This window comes from Thermocrispum sp. (assembly GCF_002919275.1).
Taxonomy (GTDB): domain Bacteria; phylum Actinomycetota; class Actinomycetes; order Mycobacteriales; family Pseudonocardiaceae; genus Thermocrispum; species Thermocrispum agreste.
The window spans coordinates 1-17,875 of the sequence record NZ_PKFA01000030.1; the positions used below are offsets into that span (position 1 = coordinate 1).

12 protein-coding genes, 1 tRNA gene and 1 pseudogene are annotated in these 17,875 nt (G+C 69.6%); 5 read left to right on the plus strand and 9 right to left on the minus strand.

The window, feature by feature from the left end:
• Positions 1 to 273: 273 nt before the first annotated feature.
• From CXP56_RS06680 to CXP56_RS06700, 4 genes and pseudogenes are all read right to left on the minus strand, one after another.
• Positions 274 to 885, minus strand: coding sequence for a TetR/AcrR family transcriptional regulator (locus CXP56_RS06680; protein WP_028846695.1), 612 nt, complete (start codon positions 883 to 885; stop codon positions 274 to 276).
• Positions 886 to 937: 52 nt separating this feature from the next.
• Positions 938 to 2,140, minus strand: a complete 1,203-nt coding sequence (locus tag CXP56_RS06685) for an NAD(P)/FAD-dependent oxidoreductase (RefSeq protein ID WP_051309760.1) — start codon at positions 2,138 to 2,140, stop codon at positions 938 to 940.
• Positions 2,141 to 2,145: 5 nt separating this feature from the next.
• A pseudogene (locus CXP56_RS06695) lies at positions 2,146 to 3,483 on the minus strand (fatty acid desaturase).
• Positions 3,484 to 3,827: 344 nt separating this feature from the next.
• A complete protein-coding gene (locus CXP56_RS06700; protein WP_028846697.1) occupies positions 3,828 to 4,271 on the minus strand; it encodes a MarR family winged helix-turn-helix transcriptional regulator in 444 nt (147 codons plus the stop codon).
• A 100-nt stretch (positions 4,272 to 4,371) separates the two neighbouring features.
• Between CXP56_RS06700 and CXP56_RS06705 the strand changes: the two genes are divergently transcribed.
• Positions 4,372 to 5,298 (plus strand): quinone oxidoreductase family protein, encoded by a 927-nt coding sequence (locus CXP56_RS06705; protein ID WP_286900419.1) that lies wholly within the window; start codon positions 4,372 to 4,374, stop codon positions 5,296 to 5,298.
• On the opposite strand, the gene CXP56_RS06710 is transcribed toward CXP56_RS06705, so the two are convergent.
• From CXP56_RS06710 to CXP56_RS06720, 3 genes are all read right to left on the minus strand, one after another.
• Positions 5,286 to 6,404, minus strand: a complete 1,119-nt coding sequence (locus tag CXP56_RS06710) for an alcohol dehydrogenase catalytic domain-containing protein (RefSeq protein WP_156899109.1) — start codon at positions 6,402 to 6,404, stop codon at positions 5,286 to 5,288. The genes CXP56_RS06705 and CXP56_RS06710 overlap by 13 nt on opposite strands.
• Before the next feature lie 260 nt (positions 6,405 to 6,664).
• On the minus strand, positions 6,665 to 9,538 hold the full coding sequence (locus CXP56_RS06715; protein ID WP_286900422.1) for an FAD-binding and (Fe-S)-binding domain-containing protein: 2,874 nt from the start codon (positions 9,536 to 9,538) through the stop codon (positions 6,665 to 6,667).
• A 19-nt stretch (positions 9,539 to 9,557) separates the two neighbouring features.
• Positions 9,558 to 11,201, minus strand: coding sequence for an alkaline phosphatase D family protein (locus CXP56_RS06720; RefSeq protein ID WP_038044512.1), 1,644 nt, complete (start codon positions 11,199 to 11,201; stop codon positions 9,558 to 9,560).
• 221 nt (positions 11,202 to 11,422) lie between these two features.
• Between CXP56_RS06720 and CXP56_RS06725 the strand changes: the two genes are divergently transcribed.
• From CXP56_RS06725 to CXP56_RS06735, 3 genes are all read left to right on the plus strand, one after another.
• Positions 11,423 to 13,258 carry an AMP-dependent synthetase/ligase gene (locus CXP56_RS06725; RefSeq protein ID WP_028846699.1) on the plus strand — a complete coding sequence of 612 codons (1,836 nt, stop codon included), beginning with the start codon at positions 11,423 to 11,425 and terminating at the stop codon, positions 13,256 to 13,258.
• A 71-nt stretch (positions 13,259 to 13,329) separates the two neighbouring features.
• The gene (locus tag CXP56_RS06730; RefSeq protein WP_286900425.1) at positions 13,330 to 13,971 is read left to right on the plus strand and encodes a response regulator; all 642 of its coding nucleotides are present in this window, start codon (positions 13,330 to 13,332) and stop codon (positions 13,969 to 13,971) included.
• Positions 13,972 to 14,059: 88 nt separating this feature from the next.
• Positions 14,060 to 14,329, plus strand: a complete 270-nt coding sequence (locus CXP56_RS06735) for an ANTAR domain-containing protein (protein WP_051309761.1) — start codon at positions 14,060 to 14,062, stop codon at positions 14,327 to 14,329.
• 52 nt (positions 14,330 to 14,381) lie between these two features.
• Here the strand turns inward: CXP56_RS06735 and CXP56_RS06740 are convergent, their stop codons facing one another.
• Positions 14,382 to 15,299, minus strand: a complete 918-nt coding sequence (locus CXP56_RS06740) for a cation diffusion facilitator family transporter (RefSeq protein ID WP_028846701.1) — start codon at positions 15,297 to 15,299, stop codon at positions 14,382 to 14,384.
• A gap of 191 nt (positions 15,300 to 15,490) precedes the next feature.
• Between CXP56_RS06740 and CXP56_RS06745 the strand changes: the two genes are divergently transcribed.
• Positions 15,491 to 15,563: transfer RNA gene (locus CXP56_RS06745), tRNA-Arg, on the plus strand.
• Positions 15,564 to 15,969: 406 nt separating this feature from the next.
• Here CXP56_RS06745 and CXP56_RS06750 read toward each other — a convergent pair.
• Entirely contained in the window at positions 15,970 to 17,715 is a 1,746-nt protein-coding gene (locus CXP56_RS06750; protein ID WP_479267457.1) for an AMP-binding protein, read from the minus strand.
• Positions 17,716 to 17,875: the final 160 nt, after the last annotated feature.

Here is a 17,875-nt window from a genome sequence, read left to right on the forward strand (position 1 = left end):
TGCGCTCCTATCGGTACGTGCTGCAGTATCTGCATTCCCTGGGCGCGCCGTGCACAGCCCGCATGACCGGCGGCAGGTACCTCGCCCGCCGAAAGCACGGTGAGACACACGATGCGCCGTTGCCGAACGCCGGTACGCCGCCGGGCCTGACCAGCCACGGCCACCCTGGCCGGTCGCCGCAGCGGGAACGAAGTTTGCTCCGGCAGCGAACGGAAGGCGCGCCCGTGTCGCGAACACCAGCGCGATCCAGCCGAGACCGAGGCCGTTCCGCCGTCAGTCGCGTTCGACCATGCAGTCCAGATAGGGCCCGAAGAGCTCGGCCAGCGCGGCGGCGGTCTGCTCCGCGGGCGCGGTCGCGGTCGCCGCGTGGCTGATGGCCAGCCGGGTCACGTTCTCCGCCACCAGCCGGACCGCGTGATCCGGCACGTCCGGCCAGGTCCGGGTGAGCACGCCGGTGAGCTGGTCGGTGGCGAACGTGAGCACCGGCCCCGCCTGGTTGGTCAGCAGCGGCAGCAGGCCGTCGTCGCCACGGCCGCTGACGATGGCGGCGATCAGCGGGTCCTGCTCGGCGGACTTGAGGAAGACCTCGACCGCGGCGGCCAGCGCGGCGCGCGGGTCGTCGGCGTGCGCGGTGATGGCGTCCTCCACCGCGGCCAGGAAGCGGCTCGCCTCGTGCAGCACGAACGCCTGCGCGAATCCCTGCCGCGACCCGAACTCGTTGTACAGCGTCTGCCTGCTCACCCCGGCGGCCTTGGCCACGTCGGCCATCCGGGTCTCCGCCCACGACTTCTCCGCGATCAGGTCACTGGCCGCGTTGAACAACGTCTCCCGCAACAGCTGGCGGGCCGCCTCCGGATACTGCATGCGATTGCGCGGTCGGGTCACGTCTGACGACGTTTGCATCACCCGCGTGCCGTGTCAACCAACTTGACACGGCTCACCCGAGGGCGGCGAACACTTCGTCGACGGTGGCACCGGGCCGACTGGTGATCAGCCCGCGCACGATGCGGACGTCCTTCGGCCGGTTCATGCTCACCGCGGCCACCAGCCGCCCGCCGCGCCGGAACACCGCGGTGAACTCGTGCTCCTCGACCCGTCCGCGCACGGTCACCTCGTCGTCGGCCGCCGGCCACCCGGCGACGTGCAAGCTCTTGCCGTACTGGTCGGACCAGCACCACGGCACCTTGTCGAAGACCGTGCGCTCACCGAGCATGCCTGCCGCCGCCGCTGTGCCCTGTTCCTGCGCGTTGGTCCAGTGCTCCACGCGCTGACGGCCACCCAGGTGGACGTTCGGCAGGCACGCCACGTCGCCTGCCGCGAACACTCCCGGCGCCGAGGTCCGCAGGTACTCGTCGACGACGATCCCGCCGAACCGCTCGTCCACCGCGATGCCCGCTCGAGCGGCCAGCTCGGTGTTCGGCGCGATGCCCACCGCCACCAGCACCGTGTCGGCCGTCCACTGCCGCCCCGTGGTGTCGGTGACCCGTACGCAGCCATTGGCAGGCTCGAACGTCGCGACCTGCACGCCCGTGTGCAGCTCCACGCCGTGCCGGCGATGCAGCTCGGCATACGGCTCGGCCAGCTGCGGCGGCAGCAGTCGCGACATGGGATGCCGCTCGGCTTCCAGCAGCACGACCGAGCAACCCAGACCGCTCGCGGTGGCCGCGACCTCGCCGCCGATCAACCCGGCGCCGACGACCAACAGCGAGCTGCCCGGCCGCAACCTGTGCCGGAGGGCGGCCACGTCGCCGATGGTGCGCAGGGTGAACACCCCCGGCACAGCGGCCGCGTGCGGCAACTCGCGTGCACGACCTCCGGTGGCCAGCAGGAGCTGGTCGTAGGCCAGCTCGTCTCCGTCGTCGAGCTCCAGCGTGCGGGACTCCACGTCCAACGCGACCACCCGCCTGCCGGTGCGCAGCTCGATGCCCTGCTGCTCCCACACCTCCGGCGGCCGCAACCGGATCCGCTCCTCCGGCGTCTTGCCGCTGAGCAGATCCTTCGACAGCGGAGGGCGGCGATACGGCGGGTGCGGTTCGTCGCCGATCAGGACGACCCGGCCCTGGTAGCCGCCGGTGCGCAGCCGCAGCGCGGCGCTCGCACCGGCGACACCTGCGCCCACGATGACCGTCGTCGCGCTCACCGTGCTCAGCCGACCGGCTCGAAATCGATCTTGTCACGCACCCCGCAGTCGGGACAGTTCCAGTCGTCGGGGACCTCGGACCAGGGGGTGCCCGCCGGGAAACCCTCCCGTGGGGCACCGACCTCCTCGTCGTAGACGTACTCGCAAACCGGGCACTGGTACTTGCTCATGTCTCCTTGGCCTCACGCGGATGCCGCTTTCGCGCCGTAACGGGCCAGCACCTTGTCCCGCTTCGGCGGATGAATGTTCGCTTTGGTGATGTCGCCGTTGTAGTGCGCCAGCAGCCTCTTGTCCATCACCTTGCGCCACAGCGGCGGGATCAACGCCAGCAGGATCATCGTCGCGTATCCGGCGGGAAGCTGCGGAGCCTCCTCGTAGTCGCGCAGAGCCTGATACCGGCGCGTCGGGTTGGCGTGGTGGTCACTGTGCCGCTGCAAGTGGTACAGGAACACGTTGGTCACCACGTTGTTCGAGTTCCAGCTGTGCCGTGCGGTCGGCCGCTCGTACCGGCCGCCCTTCGCCGTGCGCTGCCGCAGCAGCCCGTAGTGCTCGAGGTAGTTGACCACCTCCAGCAGGGAGAAGCCGAAGAACGCCTGGATGAGCAGCATCGGCAGGACCTCCCAGCCGAACGCGGCGATCAGCGCCCCGTACAGCACCACCGACATCAGCCAGGCGGACAGCACGTCGTTGCGCAGCGTCCACGGGCCGCGGTTGCTGCGGGCCAGCCGCTTCTTCTCCAGCGCCCATGCGCTGCGCAGGCTGCCGGAGACGGTGCGCGGCCAGAACCGGTAGAACGACTCGCCGACCCGCGAACTGGCCGGGTCCTCCGGGGTGGCGACCCGCACGTGGTGGCCGCGGTTGTGCTCGATGAAGAAGTGACCGTAGAACGTCTGGGCCAGCGCGACGCGGGCCAACCACCGCTCGTACTCGACCTTCTTGTGCCCCAGCTCGTGCGCGGTGTTGATGCCGATGCCCGCCACCACGCCGACCGAGATCGCCAGGCCGAGGCGGTCGAACCACGTCATGTCGTAGGTCGTCCACATCCAGCAGGCCAGCACCAGCCCGGCGTACTGGATGGGCAGGAACAAGTAGAGGATCCAGCGGTAGTAGCGGTCGTTCTCCAGCCACTCGATCAGCTCGTCCGGCGGATTCTCCCCGTCGGTGCCGATGATCAGGTCCAGCAGCGGGATCAGCCCGAACACCACGATCGGAGCCATCCACCAGACCAGGTGCATGGCCCAGGTGCCCTCCCAGCTCTGGTAGCCGAGCCAGATGAGGAACGGGATCGCGGGCACCACCAGGCCGAGCATCCAGGCGTATCGCTTCGGATCGCGCCAGCTCACTTCGTCCCGGCTCGCGCCGTCGTTGCCGGATGCGGCCTGCCCGTTGCCGTCCGGAACACCTTGACCTGCGGCGACCGATGTCATGACCACGCCTCCTCGCGTGCTCGCGACCCAGGCGATCTGGGTGTAACTTGGAGTTACATGTAACGTTGACACGAGCGGCCAGCCGTGTCAACAGACCGACACCTGAACGCAGGATGTAAAGCGCGCACACCGAGCCGACACCCGGCACATCCGCGCCGGCCACCGATCACCGGGCACCGCCACGAATCGCGGCACGGTCAGGTGCCGGGCAGTCCGACGGCAGCCGGTCACCTCTCCTGAAGCCACCGTCACCGCTTCGCCTACGGCTCGGAGGCGAACTCGACGCCGGCCCGATCGGCCGCAGTCAAGACATCCAGCAGCCGCGTCAGATCGCACTGCTGCGCCTCGTCGAGCCGCCCGACGAACGGCGCCAGCTCGGCCACGACATCCCGCCGCACCTTGTCGAACAGCTCCCGCCCCTGCTCGGTGAGCGCGACGTCCACCGCCCGGCGATCCTCCGGCGACCGACCCCGGACCATCAGGCCGCGCCGCTCGGCGCGCTCCACCAGGCCCGACATCGTGGACTTGTCCAGGCCGAGAAACGCCGCGAGCTCGGTCATCCGGGGCCGGCGATCTCGCAGGATCCCCAGCACGCGCAGCTGCGTCAGGGACAAGTCGTGCGCCGCACCGGCCCGGGTCAGCACGGCCATGACCCGGAACGTCGTACGCACCAGGGCATCCATCAGGTCCTCGTCCGCGGCCATGCCCGGATCCTACTTGACATTGTTGGCATTACCAACCAAAGTGGTGTGGACGTTAGTTGGATTTACCAACAACTTGTAATACCAACCACTTGGAGGAGTCATGCACGCCGCCGTTCTCACCGACTTGGCCGCACCGCCGCAGTACGGCGAGCACCCCGATCCGGTCGCCGAAGGGCCGGGGGAAGCCGTGGTCGAGGTCCTTGCCGCGCCACTGCACCGGCTGACCCGAGGACACGCGACCGGGTCGCACTACGCGGCCCGGGCCACGCTCCCCCTGGTTCCCGGCGTCGACGGCGTCGTCCGCGACGAGAACGGAAGGCTCTGGTACGCGGTCCTGCGCGACCGTCCGCTCGGCACGTTCGCCGAACGCACGGTCATCGATCGCCGCTACACCGTGCCGCTGCCGGACGACATCGACCCGGTGCGCATCGCGGCCGCGATGAACCCGGCAATGGCCTCGTGGCTGGCGCTGCGCCGCCGCGTCACGTTCCGGCCGGGCAGCCGGGTGCTCGTCCTCGGCGCCACCGGCGTCGCCGGCCGGATGGCCGTGCAGATCGCCAGGCACCTGGGGGCGTCGTACGTGGCTGCGGCGGGCCGGAACCCGTCCCGCCTGGCCGGGCTGACCGACCTGGGAGCCGACGCCGCGGTGACCTACGACCAGATCGACTCGGTGGCCAACGCCGACGTAGTGCTCGACTTCGTGTGGGGCGAACCGTCTGCTCGCGCGATGCGCTCGGTGGTGATGTCCCGCGCTTTGCGTTCCACCGCGCTCGACTGGATTCAGATCGGTTCGGTCGCCGGGCAGACCCTCGAACTCGACGCGGAACTGCTCCGGGCCGCCCGGGTGCAGCTGTGCGGAAGCGGCGTCGGCTCGGTGGCCCTGCCGGACATCCTCACCGAGCTCCCAGCCATCGCCGATGCGGTGCACAGCGGCGCGATCGACGTGCCTGCACGCCCGGTGCCGCTTGCCGATGTGGCCGAGACGTGGGACGCCTCCAGCGACGACCGCGTCGTCTACGTGCCGTAGCCGTGGCTCGGCCCCGCCCCGGGCTGGTCGAACACCACCAGCGTTCGGCCGCCGTCGCCCTTGGCGAGGCGGTCGAACGCCTCCGGGGCGTCTTCCAGGCGAATGCGATGGGTGATCAGGGCGCCGAGGTCGAGCCTGCCGTCGAGCACCGCTTTCGCCAGCTCGGGCACGTCGACGTCGGGATCGGCAGTGCCGTAGATGGAGCTGCTGAGCGTGCGGGCGAAGTGGTAGAGCTCCAGCCCGTTGAACGACACGTGATCATCGCGGGAGCCGACGCCGAGCGTGATCACCCGCCCGCCACGCCTGGTGCTCGACCACGCCGTCCGGATCGCCGCCGAACGTCCGACGCACTCGAAGGCGACGTCCGCACCGCGCCCTTCGGTCATCGCGCGGACTGTCTTCGGAGCCGACTTGTCGGCGACGACGAAGTCCGTGGCGCCGGCGGCCTTGGCCAGATCGGCTTTGCTCTCGTTGACGTCGAGCGCCACGATCCGGCCTGCCCCGGCCAGCCGCGCCCCGAGGATCACGGACAGGCCGACCCCGCCGAGGCCGACCACGGCGACCGACTCCCCCTGCCGCACCCTCGCCGTGTTGCGCACAGCGCCCACGCCGGTGAGCACGGCACAGCCGAGGAGGGCGGCCTCCGCCAGCGGCAGCTCGGCCGGCACCGGGATCACGGCGTTCTCCCCCACCAGCACTTCCTCGGCCAGTCCCCCCACGCCGAGCGTGACGTGTGTTTCCGTACCGTCCGCCAGGCGGCCGCGCGGCACCGAGGCCACGCCCTCGTTCGTGGTGCACAGCCACGGCTCTCCTTGCCGGCAGAACCAGCACTCGCGGCACGGCGGGCTCCAGTTGAGCACCACGTGGTCACCTGCCCGCACGCGGCTGACGCCGTCACCGACCTCGGTCACGACTCCGGCCGCCTCGTGGCCGAGTACCAGGGGAAACGACGGGGCAAGCACCCCGTTCACCATGGACAGGTCGGAATGACACACGCCGGCACCCCGGACCGCCACCCGCACCTGCCCCGGCCCGGTCGGCCCGAGCTCGACGTCCGACAGCTCGAATCCGGCATCCACACCGCGTGAGATCAGCGCGCGTACCATGCCCGGCAGGCTACCCTCGCGTTGTTCCGGATTTCTGCTCTGTGAGAGCCGCTCCATCGTTCTCGATCACCCGCAGACCGGGCAAGCGTACGCGCGAGACAACTCCGAGTCCGATCAGATGGCGCAGGATGTGCCCGGCTGTTTGGATGATGTCGACTCCGGTGTCGGGCACACTGACGGCACAGTCTCGACGCCCCCGGCAACGCGCCTCCGGCGTCATCGAACCGGAGCGGTGTCGCACGGGCCGGAATCGCCCGGCGCTACAGCCTCTGGGCTTGCGTGCTCTCCAGATCGAGTCGCGCGGCGAGCACTTCGGCCAGGTGCCGCGACCGGATCCCGGCCAGTTGTTCGAACTGGGTCCGGCAGCTGAACCCGTCGGCGACCACCGCGGTGCCGGGTGGCTGGGCCGCCAGCGCGGGCAGCACACCCTGCTCGGCCACCTTGCGAGAAACCTCGTAGTGCCCGCGCTCGAAGCCGAAGTTCCCGGCCAGCCCGCAACACCCCGCGTCCAGCACGGTGGTCGCCGCACCGGTGGCGCGGAGCAACGCTGCGTCAGGACCGGCGCCCATGACGGCGTGCTGGTGGCAATGCACCTGCAGGGCTGCCTGCTCGCCCTCCTTCGCCTTCGGCACCTCCCAGTCCGGAGCGAACTTCGCCAGCAGCTCGGCGAGGGTGTACGTGTTGTCGGCGAGCATCCGCGCGTCGGCGTCGTCCGGGAGCAGTTCGGTGGCGTCCGACCGGAACAGCGCGGCACAACTGGGTTCCAGCACCAGCATGGGCACGCCCGCCGACACCACCGGCGCCACCGTGCGCAGCGCGTGGCGGAGCTTGCGCCGGGCCGCCTTCAGCTGCCCGGTGCTGAGCCAGGTCAGCCCGCAGCACACCGGCCGCGACGGCAGCAGCACGTCGAACCCGGCCGCCCGCAGCACCCGCACGGCCGCCTGCCCGATGGCCGGGGCGAAGTAGTTGGTGAACGTGTCCGGCCACAGCAGCACCGACTTCTCCGGCAACGGTTCCTGCCGCAGGCCCTGGTCGAACACCTCGGTGAACGGACGCCGGGCGAAGGCCGGGATACGACGCTGGGGCGCGATACCACCCATGCGCTTGACCAGCCCGCTGGTGATCTTCGACGAAGCGACCCAGTTGACCACCCGCGGAGCCTTGGCGGCGATCCGCGCCAGCCGGGGCAGCCAGCCCATCGAGTAGTGCGACGCAGGCCGCAGCCGATGCTTGTACCGCTGGTACAGGTACTCCGACTTGTAGCTGGCCATGTCGACGCCGACCGGGCAGTCGATCTTGCAGCCCTTGCACGACAGGCACAGATCCAGTGCTTCGGCGACTTCCGGTGATTTCCAGCCCTTGGTGACCGTCTCGCCGAGCAACATCTCCTGCAGCACCCGAGCCCGGCCACGGGTGGAGTCCTTCTCGTCCCTGGTGGCGCGATAGCTCGGGCACATCACGCCGCCGGAGCCGGTGCGGCAGCGCGCGACACCGACACAGCGATGCACGGCCCGGCCCAGCTCGCCGCCGTCCTCCCGCAAGGCCAGCTCGACCCGCGGCGTCCGCCACCGGTGGCGCATGCGCAGGTCGTCGGCAACCCCCGCCGGATCCACGATCACCCCGGGGTTGAGCCGCCCCCGCGGGTCCCAGATCGCCTTGAACCGGCCGAACGCCCGGATCAGTTCGTCGCTGTACATGGTGGGCAGGTGCTCGGACCGGGCACGGCCGTCCCCGTGCTCGCCGGACAGCGTGCCGCCGTGCGCCACCACCAACTTGGCCGCCTCCGCCATGAACCGCCGGAAATGCGCGACCCCGTCGTCCGATTGCAGGTTGAAGTCCAGCCGGACGTGCAGGCAGCCTTCACCGAAATGCCCGTACACCACGCCCTTCAGGCCGAACTGGTCCAGCAGGCGGTGGAAGTCGCGCAAGTACGCGCCGAGGTTGCGGGGCGGCACGGCGGCGTCTTCCCAGCCCGGCCAGGACAGCACCCCGTCGACCGAGCGGGTGGCCAGCCCGGAGCCGTCCTCACGGATCTTCCACACGGTGCGCTGCGCCGCCGGATCCTCCACCACCCGGACGTCCAGCACACCGTCGATGCCCCGCAGCGCCTTGACCATCTCCTCGGCTTCCCACGCGGCCGCCTCCACGTCCACCAGCAGCCACGCCGATCCCCTGGGCAGCACCCCCTCGGGGACCGCGTCCGGACGACGATCACGGAGCACGTCGAGGATGCGGTCGTCCATGCCTTCGCACGTCAGCGGCTTGTGTTCGAGGATCGCCGGGACGGCGTCGGCCGCCGCGATCGAATCCGGGAAGCCCACCACGATCAGCCGTTGGCACTGCGGCAGGGGCACCAGCTTGATCGTCGCAGCCAGCACGATCACGCACGTGCCCTCGCTGCCGACGAGTGCCCGCGCCGCGTTGCAGCCGTTCTCCGGCAACAGGTGATGCAGCGCGTAACCGGAAACCTGGCGGGAGAACCGGCCCAGCTCGCTACGCAGCACCGCCTGATGCTCCTCGGCCAGCCCCCGCAGCGCGGCGTGGATGCGCCCCGGCCTGCCGCCCCGGCTGATCACCGCGTCCAGCTCCGACTGGCTCATCGGACCGAGCGTCATCCTGGTGCCGTCGTAGCAGAGCACGTCCAGCTCGAGGACGTTGTCCGAAGTCCGTCCCCACGCGACCGAGTGCGAGCCGCACGCGTCGTTGCCGATCATCCCGCCGATCGTGCAGCGGGCATGGGTCGACGGGTCCGGCCCGAACCGCAGCCCGTACTCGGCAAGCACGGCGTTGAGCGCCCCGGGAACGACGCCGGCTTCCACCCGCGCCGTCCTGGCGTGCGGATCGACGGAGATGATCCGGTTCATGTGCCGCGACAGGTCGAGCACCACGCCGGAGCCGATCGCGTTGCCGGCGATCGACGTGCCACCACCTCGCGTGGTGATCGGCACGTCGTGCTCGGCGCACACCTGCACGGCAGCGGCCACGTCGTCGGCGTCGCGCGGAAACACCACGCCCAGCGGGACTTTGCGGTAGTTCGACGCGTCGGAGCTGTACTCGGCGCGGCGTCGAGCAGAGAAATCCACCTCGCCACGAACGGCACTTGTCAGCGCGTCGGCCAGTTCGGAGAGCCACATCGCGCTTCAGTCTGCCGTTCTACACCGGATTCGCAACCGACCTCAACCGTTGCGCACCGGCTGGAGTGATCATCGAACGGGCGTGCTTTGCCGGGCTGTCCGGAGCTTCCCGGTCGGCCAGGTAGTACCAGTCGCACTGGGTCCGTTCCGGCGTCACGTCCAGCACCGCGAAACCGTGCGAATCCATCTCCGCGTACTTCAGGTGGCGATTGAGCGTGCGGGCCGCCGTTTCCACCGCGATCGAGGCGGTTCGCGGCGGCACACCGGCGATGTCGTCCAAGTTGTCCGAAGTCACCGACGGGACGACGAACTCGGTCGCCACCGTCGGCGACAGCGGGTACGCACCGGCGTCGACCGGGATCTCGGCAGCGAACGACATGTGGATGTCGCCGGTCAGGAAGACCGTGTCGCGCACTCGCTCGCGGCGCAGCTGCCGGACCAGCTGACGCCGCTCGTACTGGTAGCCGTCCCACTGGTCGTAGTTGATCGGCCCGCCGTCCTCGGGCAACAGGCCGAGCAGGTCCGCCAACGGCTTGCCGATGATGCGCGGCACCGGTGGAAGCAGCAACGGCGCGAACATCACCGACGTGCCGATCAGCTTCCACTGCACGTCGGCGCGCAACGACTCCTGCAGGAACGCCAGCTGCGCATCGCCCGCCATGACCTGATCCGGGTCGTCCGCCCGGCCTGCCTGTCCGACGTCGAGCTGACGAGAGCGATAACTGCGCAGGTCGAGCATGGTGAGTTCGGCCAGCGCGCCGAACCGAAGCCTGCGGTAGATCACGCCGCCCGGCCCGAGCCGGACCGGCATCCACTCCCGGTACGCCTGCTTGGCCGCGGCACGGCGCTCGGCCCAGGTGCCCTCGGAACCCTCGGTGTGGTTCTCCGCGCCACCGGACCACGCGTCGTTGGCGAACTCGTGGTCGTCCCAGGTGACGATCCACGGGCACGCGGCATGCAGCGCCTGCAAGCTCGGATCGGTCTTGTACTGCGCGTGGCGTCGCCGGTAGTCCGACAGCGTGGTCATTTCGTGCGGCGGATCATGCGGCCGGAACGTGCCGTACTCGTTGGGCCCGTACTCGTACAGGTAGTCGCCGAGGTGCAGGACGGCATCCAGATCGCCGCGTTCGGCCATCCGCCGGTAAGCGGCGAAGTGCCCGGCCTGCCAGTTGGCACACGACACGACACCGAACCGCAGGCGGGCAGGCACGACCCCGTCGGCCGGAGCGGTCCGGGTGCGCCCGACCGGTGAAGAGCTGCCGAGGCAGGAGAACCGGTAGTAGTACTCGGTCCCCGGCCGCAAACCCCCGGCGTCGACCTTGACCGTGTGGTCGCGGTCCGGCCCGGTGGTCACCTCGCCACCGGCGACCACGGAGGTGAAGTCCGCGTCGGTGGCGACTTGCCAGGTGACGGCGACCTGCGGGCCTCGGCCGGAACCGGGCACGGCGTCGGCGGCCGGGGTCACCCGGGTCCAGAGGATGACGCGATCCGGCAACGGATCGCCCGACGCCACACCGTGGCGAAAGACGTCCGTTTGAGCACGCGCGAAAGGCAAGCTCAGCGCGGGGACGGCCAGGGCGGCGGCCCCGCCTGCTCGGATGACCGAGCGGCGACGGATCCGGGGCATGCGGGAAGCGGTCTCGGGGTCCGATGGCTCGCGCATGGCTGGTTCAACGGCTGGCCCGCCGGAAGGAAACGATCTTGCCGGCACGTTCCCCGGAAAGGCGGAGCCGCGCGGCGTGATCCGGATACGGGCGTGTCCGGAATGACTTCGGAATGGTCACGATTGATCGGTCAAGGAGTGAAACCCGTCACGTTCAGACCCTAGTCTGCAGTGGCCGGGGTTACCGGCGGTCGCAGCAGCCGAGCTGGGAAAGGCCAACGATGACCACGACTGGCGAGATCGCGCTGACACATCAGAGTGGCAAGAAGGTACGGACGCTGCCGGAGGCGTTCCAGGAAACCGCCCGGCTACGCCCGTCCGCGGTGGCGTTGCGGACGCCGGGGAACAAGGTCGCCATCACCTGGCGGGAGTACGCCGACCGGGTACGCAAACTCGCCGCCGGGTTCGCCGCTCTGGGGGTCGGCCACGGCGACACGGTCGGCGTGCTGCTGACCAACCGGCCGGAGTTCCACCTGGTCGACACGGCCGCGCTGCACCTCGGCGCCGCGCCGTTCTCCATCTACATCACCTCGTCGCCGGAGCAGATCAGCTACCTGTTCAGCAACGCCGACAACAAGGTGGTCGTCACCGAGCAGAAGTTCCTCAAGACGATCCAGGCGACTCAGTCGGACGTCGAGCACGTCGTGGTGGTCGACGGCGAGGCGGGCGAAGGCACGCTGACGCTGGACGACGTCATGGCACGCGGCTCGGACGACTTCGACTTCGAGGCCACGTGGCAGGCGGTCCGGCCGTCGGATCTGGCCACGGTCATCTACACCTCCGGCACCACCGGCCCGCCGAAGGGCGTGGAGATCACCCACGCCAACCTGATGGCCGAGGCCGACGCCATCGTCAAGCTCACCGCGACCACCGCGGACGACCGGATCACCTCGTACCTGCCGCACGCCCACATCGCGGACCGGATGACCGCGCACTACGCGAACCTGCTGATGGGCGTCCAGGTCACCACGGTGGACGACCCGCGCGCCATCGCGGCCGCGCTGCCGGACACCCGGCCGACGGTGTGGCTGGGCGTGCCGCGGGTGTGGCAGAAGCTCAAGGCGGGCGTCGAGGCCAAGCTGGCCGCGGAGGAAAGCCCGATCAAGAAGAAGCTGGCCGGCTGGGCGGTGGACGTCGGGATCAGGGCGGCCAAGCTGCGGCTGAACGGCGAGAGCGTCCCGCTGCCGCTGCGGATCCAGGCGCAGCTGGCGGACCGGCTGGTGCTCGGCAAGATCCGCCACGCGCTGGGTTTCGACCAGCTGCGGCACGGCATCAGCGGGGCGGCCGCCATCCCGATCGACACCCTGTACTTCTTCTGGGGCCTCGGCATCCCGGTCTACGAGGTGTGGGGCATGTCGGAGAACTGCGGCGGCGCCACGTCCAACGTGGCGGGTGCCAACCGGGTCGGGACGGTCGGCAGGCCGATGCACGGCATCGAGGTGAAGCTGGCGGAGGACGGCGAGCTGCTGCTGCGCGGGGCCGTGGTGATGCGCGGCTACCGCAAACAGCCGGACAAGACCGCGGAAGCGATCGACGCCGACGGCTGGCTGCACACCGGTGACATCGGCACGATCGACGAAGACGGATACGTGCGCATCGTCGACCGCAAGAAGGAATTGATCATCAACGAGGCCGGCAAGAACATGTCGCCGACCAACATCGAAAACGCGATGAAGGCGGCGTCACCGTTGATCGGCCAAGTGGTCGCGATCGGCGACAACCGGCCGTACATCACCGCGCTGGTGGTCCTGGATCCGGAAGCAGTGCAGGCCAAGAAGGACGATTTCGGCCTGGCCGAGCTGACGCCGTCCGCCGCGGCGGAGAATCCGAAGGTGCGCGACGCGGTGACCGCGGACATCCGGGAAGGCAACAAGCGGCTGTCCCGGGTGGAGCAAATCAAGCGGTTCGTCATCCTGCCGCAATTCTGGGAACCCGGCGGGGACGAAATTACGCCTACGATGAAACTGAAGCGCAAGCCGATCGCCGAGAAATACGCGGCGGACATCGAGGCCCTGTACTCGACGCCTGCCGGACCCGCGGTGATCGATCTCGGCTGACGCGGCAGCGGGCGGACCGTGCCGGACCCTCCCGCTGCCGTGCCTGCCAACGGCCAGCGGGAGGGTGTCGCATGATCCGGGTGTTCCTGGTCGACGACCACGAGGTGGTCCGCCGCGGTGTGGCGGACATGCTGGAATCCGATCCGGAGCTGGCCGTCGTCGGCGAAGCCGCCACGGCCGATCAGGCGTTGGCCAGGATCCCGGCGCTGAAACCGGACGTCGCGGTGCTCGACGTCCGGCTGCCCGACGGCAACGGGGTGGAGCTGTGCCGAGAGCTGCGCTCGTCGATGCCGCAGCTGCACTGCCTGATGCTCACCTCCTTCACCGACGAGCAGGCCATGCTGGACGCGATCATGGCGGGCGCCAGCGGTTACGTGATCAAGGACATCAAGGGCATGGACCTGGTCCGCGCGGTGCGGGACGTGGCGAGTGGCCGATCGCTGCTGGACAACCGGGCGGCCAGTGCATTGATCACCAAATTGCGCTCGGACACCAAACCGGAAGGCCCGCTGGCGTCGCTGACCGAACGGGAACGGACGTTGCTCGAGCTGATTGGGGAAGGATTGACCAACCGGCAGATCTCCGAGCGCATGTTCCTCGCCGAGAAGACGGTGAAGAATTACGTCTCCCGCCTGCTGACCAAGCTGGGGATGCAGCGCCGCACGCAGGTCGCGGTACTCGCCGCGAAGCTGCGCAACGACCAGGACCGTTGAGCGGCCGAGGTTCCCGCATGGTTGGGGACTTTTTGCCCTTCCTGCCACCCGCCGGCGCTGAGAGCATCAGTTGCCGAGGAGGTCGGGAATGCCTAGATCCAGGGAAGCCGAGCTTCTGAAGACGGTCCAGCACTACAAGACCCTGAGTGAACAGCTGCAGCACGCGCTGGAGAGCCGGATCGCCATCGAACAAGCCAAGGGAATTCTGTCGGAACGCTACCGGATCACGGTCGACGAAGCGTTCCAGCTGCTCCGCTCGTACTGCCGCGCGCACAACCTGAAGATCGCCGATGCCGCGCGGGCGTTGACCGTTCGCCCGGAGAAGCCGACTGCACCGACGGGTCACGCGGTAGCCTGATCACCCCTACGGCCCGGCCGCCGAGGCCGGGCCGTGTTCCACGACTGGGGGATCACCAACTGAGTTCGGCGCACCGCGCCGCCGCGCTGCGCGGTTCGACCTGCATGGTCGCGTGCTCGATGTGGAAGTCGTCCGCCAGTACGCGCTGCGCCTCGGCCAGCACCTCGGCGCTGTCGGCGTCGTCGTCGATGGTCAGATGCGCCGACGCCACTTCCATACCGGACGTGAGCGTCCAGATGTGCAGGTCGTGCACGTCCGTCACGCCCGCGATGCGCTCCAGCTGGCCGGCTACCCGCTCGACGTCGATCCGCTCCGGCGCGTGCTGGAACAGGATGCGCAGCGACCGCCGCGCCAGGCCGACCGCCCGCGGCAGGACGTAGACAGCCAGGGCGACACCGATGATCGGGTCGGCGTAACGCCAGCCGGTCAGCAGGATGACGGCGCCGCTGATCAGCACGGCGACCGAGCCGACGAGGTCGGCCAGCACCTCGAGGTAGGCGCCGCGCACGCTGAGGCTCTCCTGCGCGCCGGATCTGAGCAGCAGGAAGGCCACGAGGTTGGCCACCAGGCCGACCAGCGCCGTGACGACCACCGGCAGCCCCGGCACGTCCGGCGGCGCGGCGAAGCGGGTGACGGCTTCGTAGAGCACGTAGCCCGCGACCGCGAACAGCAGCGCGGCGTTGAGCAAGGCGGAGAGCACCTCGCCCCGGTACATCCCGAACGTGCGGGTGGACGTGGGCTTGGCGACCCGCGCCAGCACGATGGCCACCAACGCCATGCCGATGCCGAACACGTCGGTGAACATGTGCGCGGCGTCGGAGAGCAGGGCCAGGGAGCCGGTGAGCACGCCGACGGCCACTTCCAGCACCAGGATCGTCAAGCCGATGCCGAACGCCGCCAGCAAGCGCTTGAGGTAGCGCCCCGATGCGTGCCCCGGCCGCGTCGGACCGTGGTGGTGGTGATGGCCCACTGCGTCTCCCTCTCCGTCGGTCTTGCCCGAGGTAACCCACTGGGTCGGTGCGGATAACCCACCGGGTCGGTGCAGACACATTGTCAGATGCGCATATGTTCACGCAACGCCCCGGCGCCGTGATGCCGACCGCATGACAAGGCCGCTACGGGCATGCGCTACTCTTGCTACAGCACACCACACCGGTGGTTGCCCTTGTAGCTCAGTGGATAGAGCACTGCCCTCCGGAGGCAGGTGTCGCAGGTTCGAATCCTGCCAAGGGCGCACAGCGCAAGACCTGAAAGAACGGCCCCGACCAGCGGAAACGCCAGTCGGGGCCGTTTTCGTCTCCACGTGGCCTGCCACGGCCGAACCCAGCCGGACACGGGCACTTACGCGCAGTGCACGTGACGAGTCGAACGGGGCGCTGGACACGATGCCCTGACGCTTCCTGGACGCGCTGCCGGGCCACGCCGTCCTGTCCGCGCACACAGATGGGCGCAAGCGAAGCCGCCCGACTGACGACCAGCACCCACCGCCCCGCCCCGCACACACAGATGGGCGCAAGCGAAGCCGCCCGACTGACGACCGGCACCCACCGCCCCATCCCGCACACACAGATGGGCGCAGGTCTCCGTCACCACGCTGAGCGAGTGCCCTGCGAGAGCGCGGGCAGCCGGCCGCGCTCCGCTCAGCCGGACTGCCCGCCCTTCAGCTGCGGGAACTGGTCGTCCCGCCACTCCCCCGAACGAGCCTGCCCGGCCAACGACTGCTCCCGCTGCCTCAGCTCGACCCGGCGGATCTTGCCGGAGATCGTCTTCGGCAACTCGGCGAACTCCAGGCGGCGCACCCGCTGGTACGGCGCGAGGTGTTCCCGGGCGTACTTGAGGATGTCGAACGCGGTCTGCTCGGTCGGCTCGTAGCCGGGAGCCAGCGCCACGTAGGCCTTCGGCACCGCCAGCCGCACCTCGTCCGGAGCGGGCACGACCGCCGCCTCGGCCACCGCCGGGTGCTCGATGAGCACGCTCTCCAGCTCGAACGGGCTGATCTTGTAGTCGGACGCCTTGAACACGTCGTCGGTCCGGCCGATGTAGGTGATGTAGCCGTCCTCGTCCCGGGAAGCCACGTCGCCGGTGTGGTAGAAGCCGCCCGCCATGGCTTCCGCGTTGCGTGCCTCGTCGCCGCGATAGCCGGTCATGAGCGCCACCGGATGTGCCGACAGGTCGAGGCAGATCTCCCCCTCGCCGACGCCTTCGACCACCTTCCCGGTGGTGGGGTCGACCAGGACCGTCGGAATCGCAGGCAGCGGCCGCCCCATCGAACCCGGCTTCACCGGCGAGCCCGGGGTGTTGCCGATCTGCGCAGTCGTCTCCGTCTGGCCGTAGCCGTCCCGGATGGTCACGCCCCACCGGCGCTCCACCTGGCTGATCACCTCGGGGTTGAGCGGTTCACCGGCGGCCACCAGCTCCCGCAACGACTCCGGCTTGCCACCCAGATCCGCGTTGATCAGCATCCGCCAGACCGTCGGCGGAGCGCAGAACGAGTTCACCGCCTCGTCGCGCAGCCGGGTCAGCAACGACGCCGCGTCGAATCGCGCGTAGTTGTACACCAGCACGGTCGCCTCGGCGTTGTACGGCGCGAAGAAGCACGACCACGCGTGCTTGGCCCAGCCGGGCGAGGAGATGTTCAGGTGGACGTCACCGGGGCGGATGCCCAGCCAGTACATCGTCGACAGATGCCCCACCGGGTACGAGGCCTGCGTGTGGACCACCAGCTTCGGCCGGGACGTCGTGCCGCTGGTGAAGTAGAGCAGCAGCGTGTCGTCCGGGGCCGTGCCCGGGTGCTCCACCACGGGGTTCTCGATCCCGTAGGCCTGCTGCAGGTTCAGCCATCCGTCGGCGGGGCCGACCGACACCTTCCGGTAGTCCCCGGGCACGTCGGCGAACTTCCCGGTGTCGCCCGGGTTGCAGACCACCATGCTCGCCTCGGCGCGCTCGACACGGTCCAGCAGGTCCTTCGGGCCGAGTGCCGTGGTCGCCGGGAGGATGACCGCGCCCACCTTCATCACGCCGAGCATCACGTCCCACAACTCGACCTGATTGCCGAGCATGACGAGCACGACGTCGCCCTTGCCGATCCCGTTCTCCCGCAGCCAGGCGGCGACCTGGTCGGACCGGTGCGCCATCTGCGCGAACGAGACCGACGTGCGCTCACCCGCCTCGTCGAGGATCACCAGGCCCGGGCGGTCGTTGCCCCGGGCGATCTCGTCGAACCAGTCGTGCGCCCAGTTCCACCGCGGCCCCACGTCGGGAAACGTGAACTCGGCGGCGGCCTGGTCGTAGTCGTCACGGAGGTCGAGCAAACGGTCACGGGCGGCCCGGAACCGGGCGGTCGAGGTTGCGGTGTCCACGCTGACTCCCTTGCAGACGGTTCGCATCGGTGACGACGGCGAGGGTGGTCGAGGTCCGCCGAATGCGCAAGACCCGTCACTTCGATCGGGGGGCCGGCAGGCGCACCGCACCGCGCATGCCGGTGCCGCGCCCGGCCGGGCACATCACTACCGTGGTGCCAGCAGCCGCTCTCGCCGAAACGAGGAC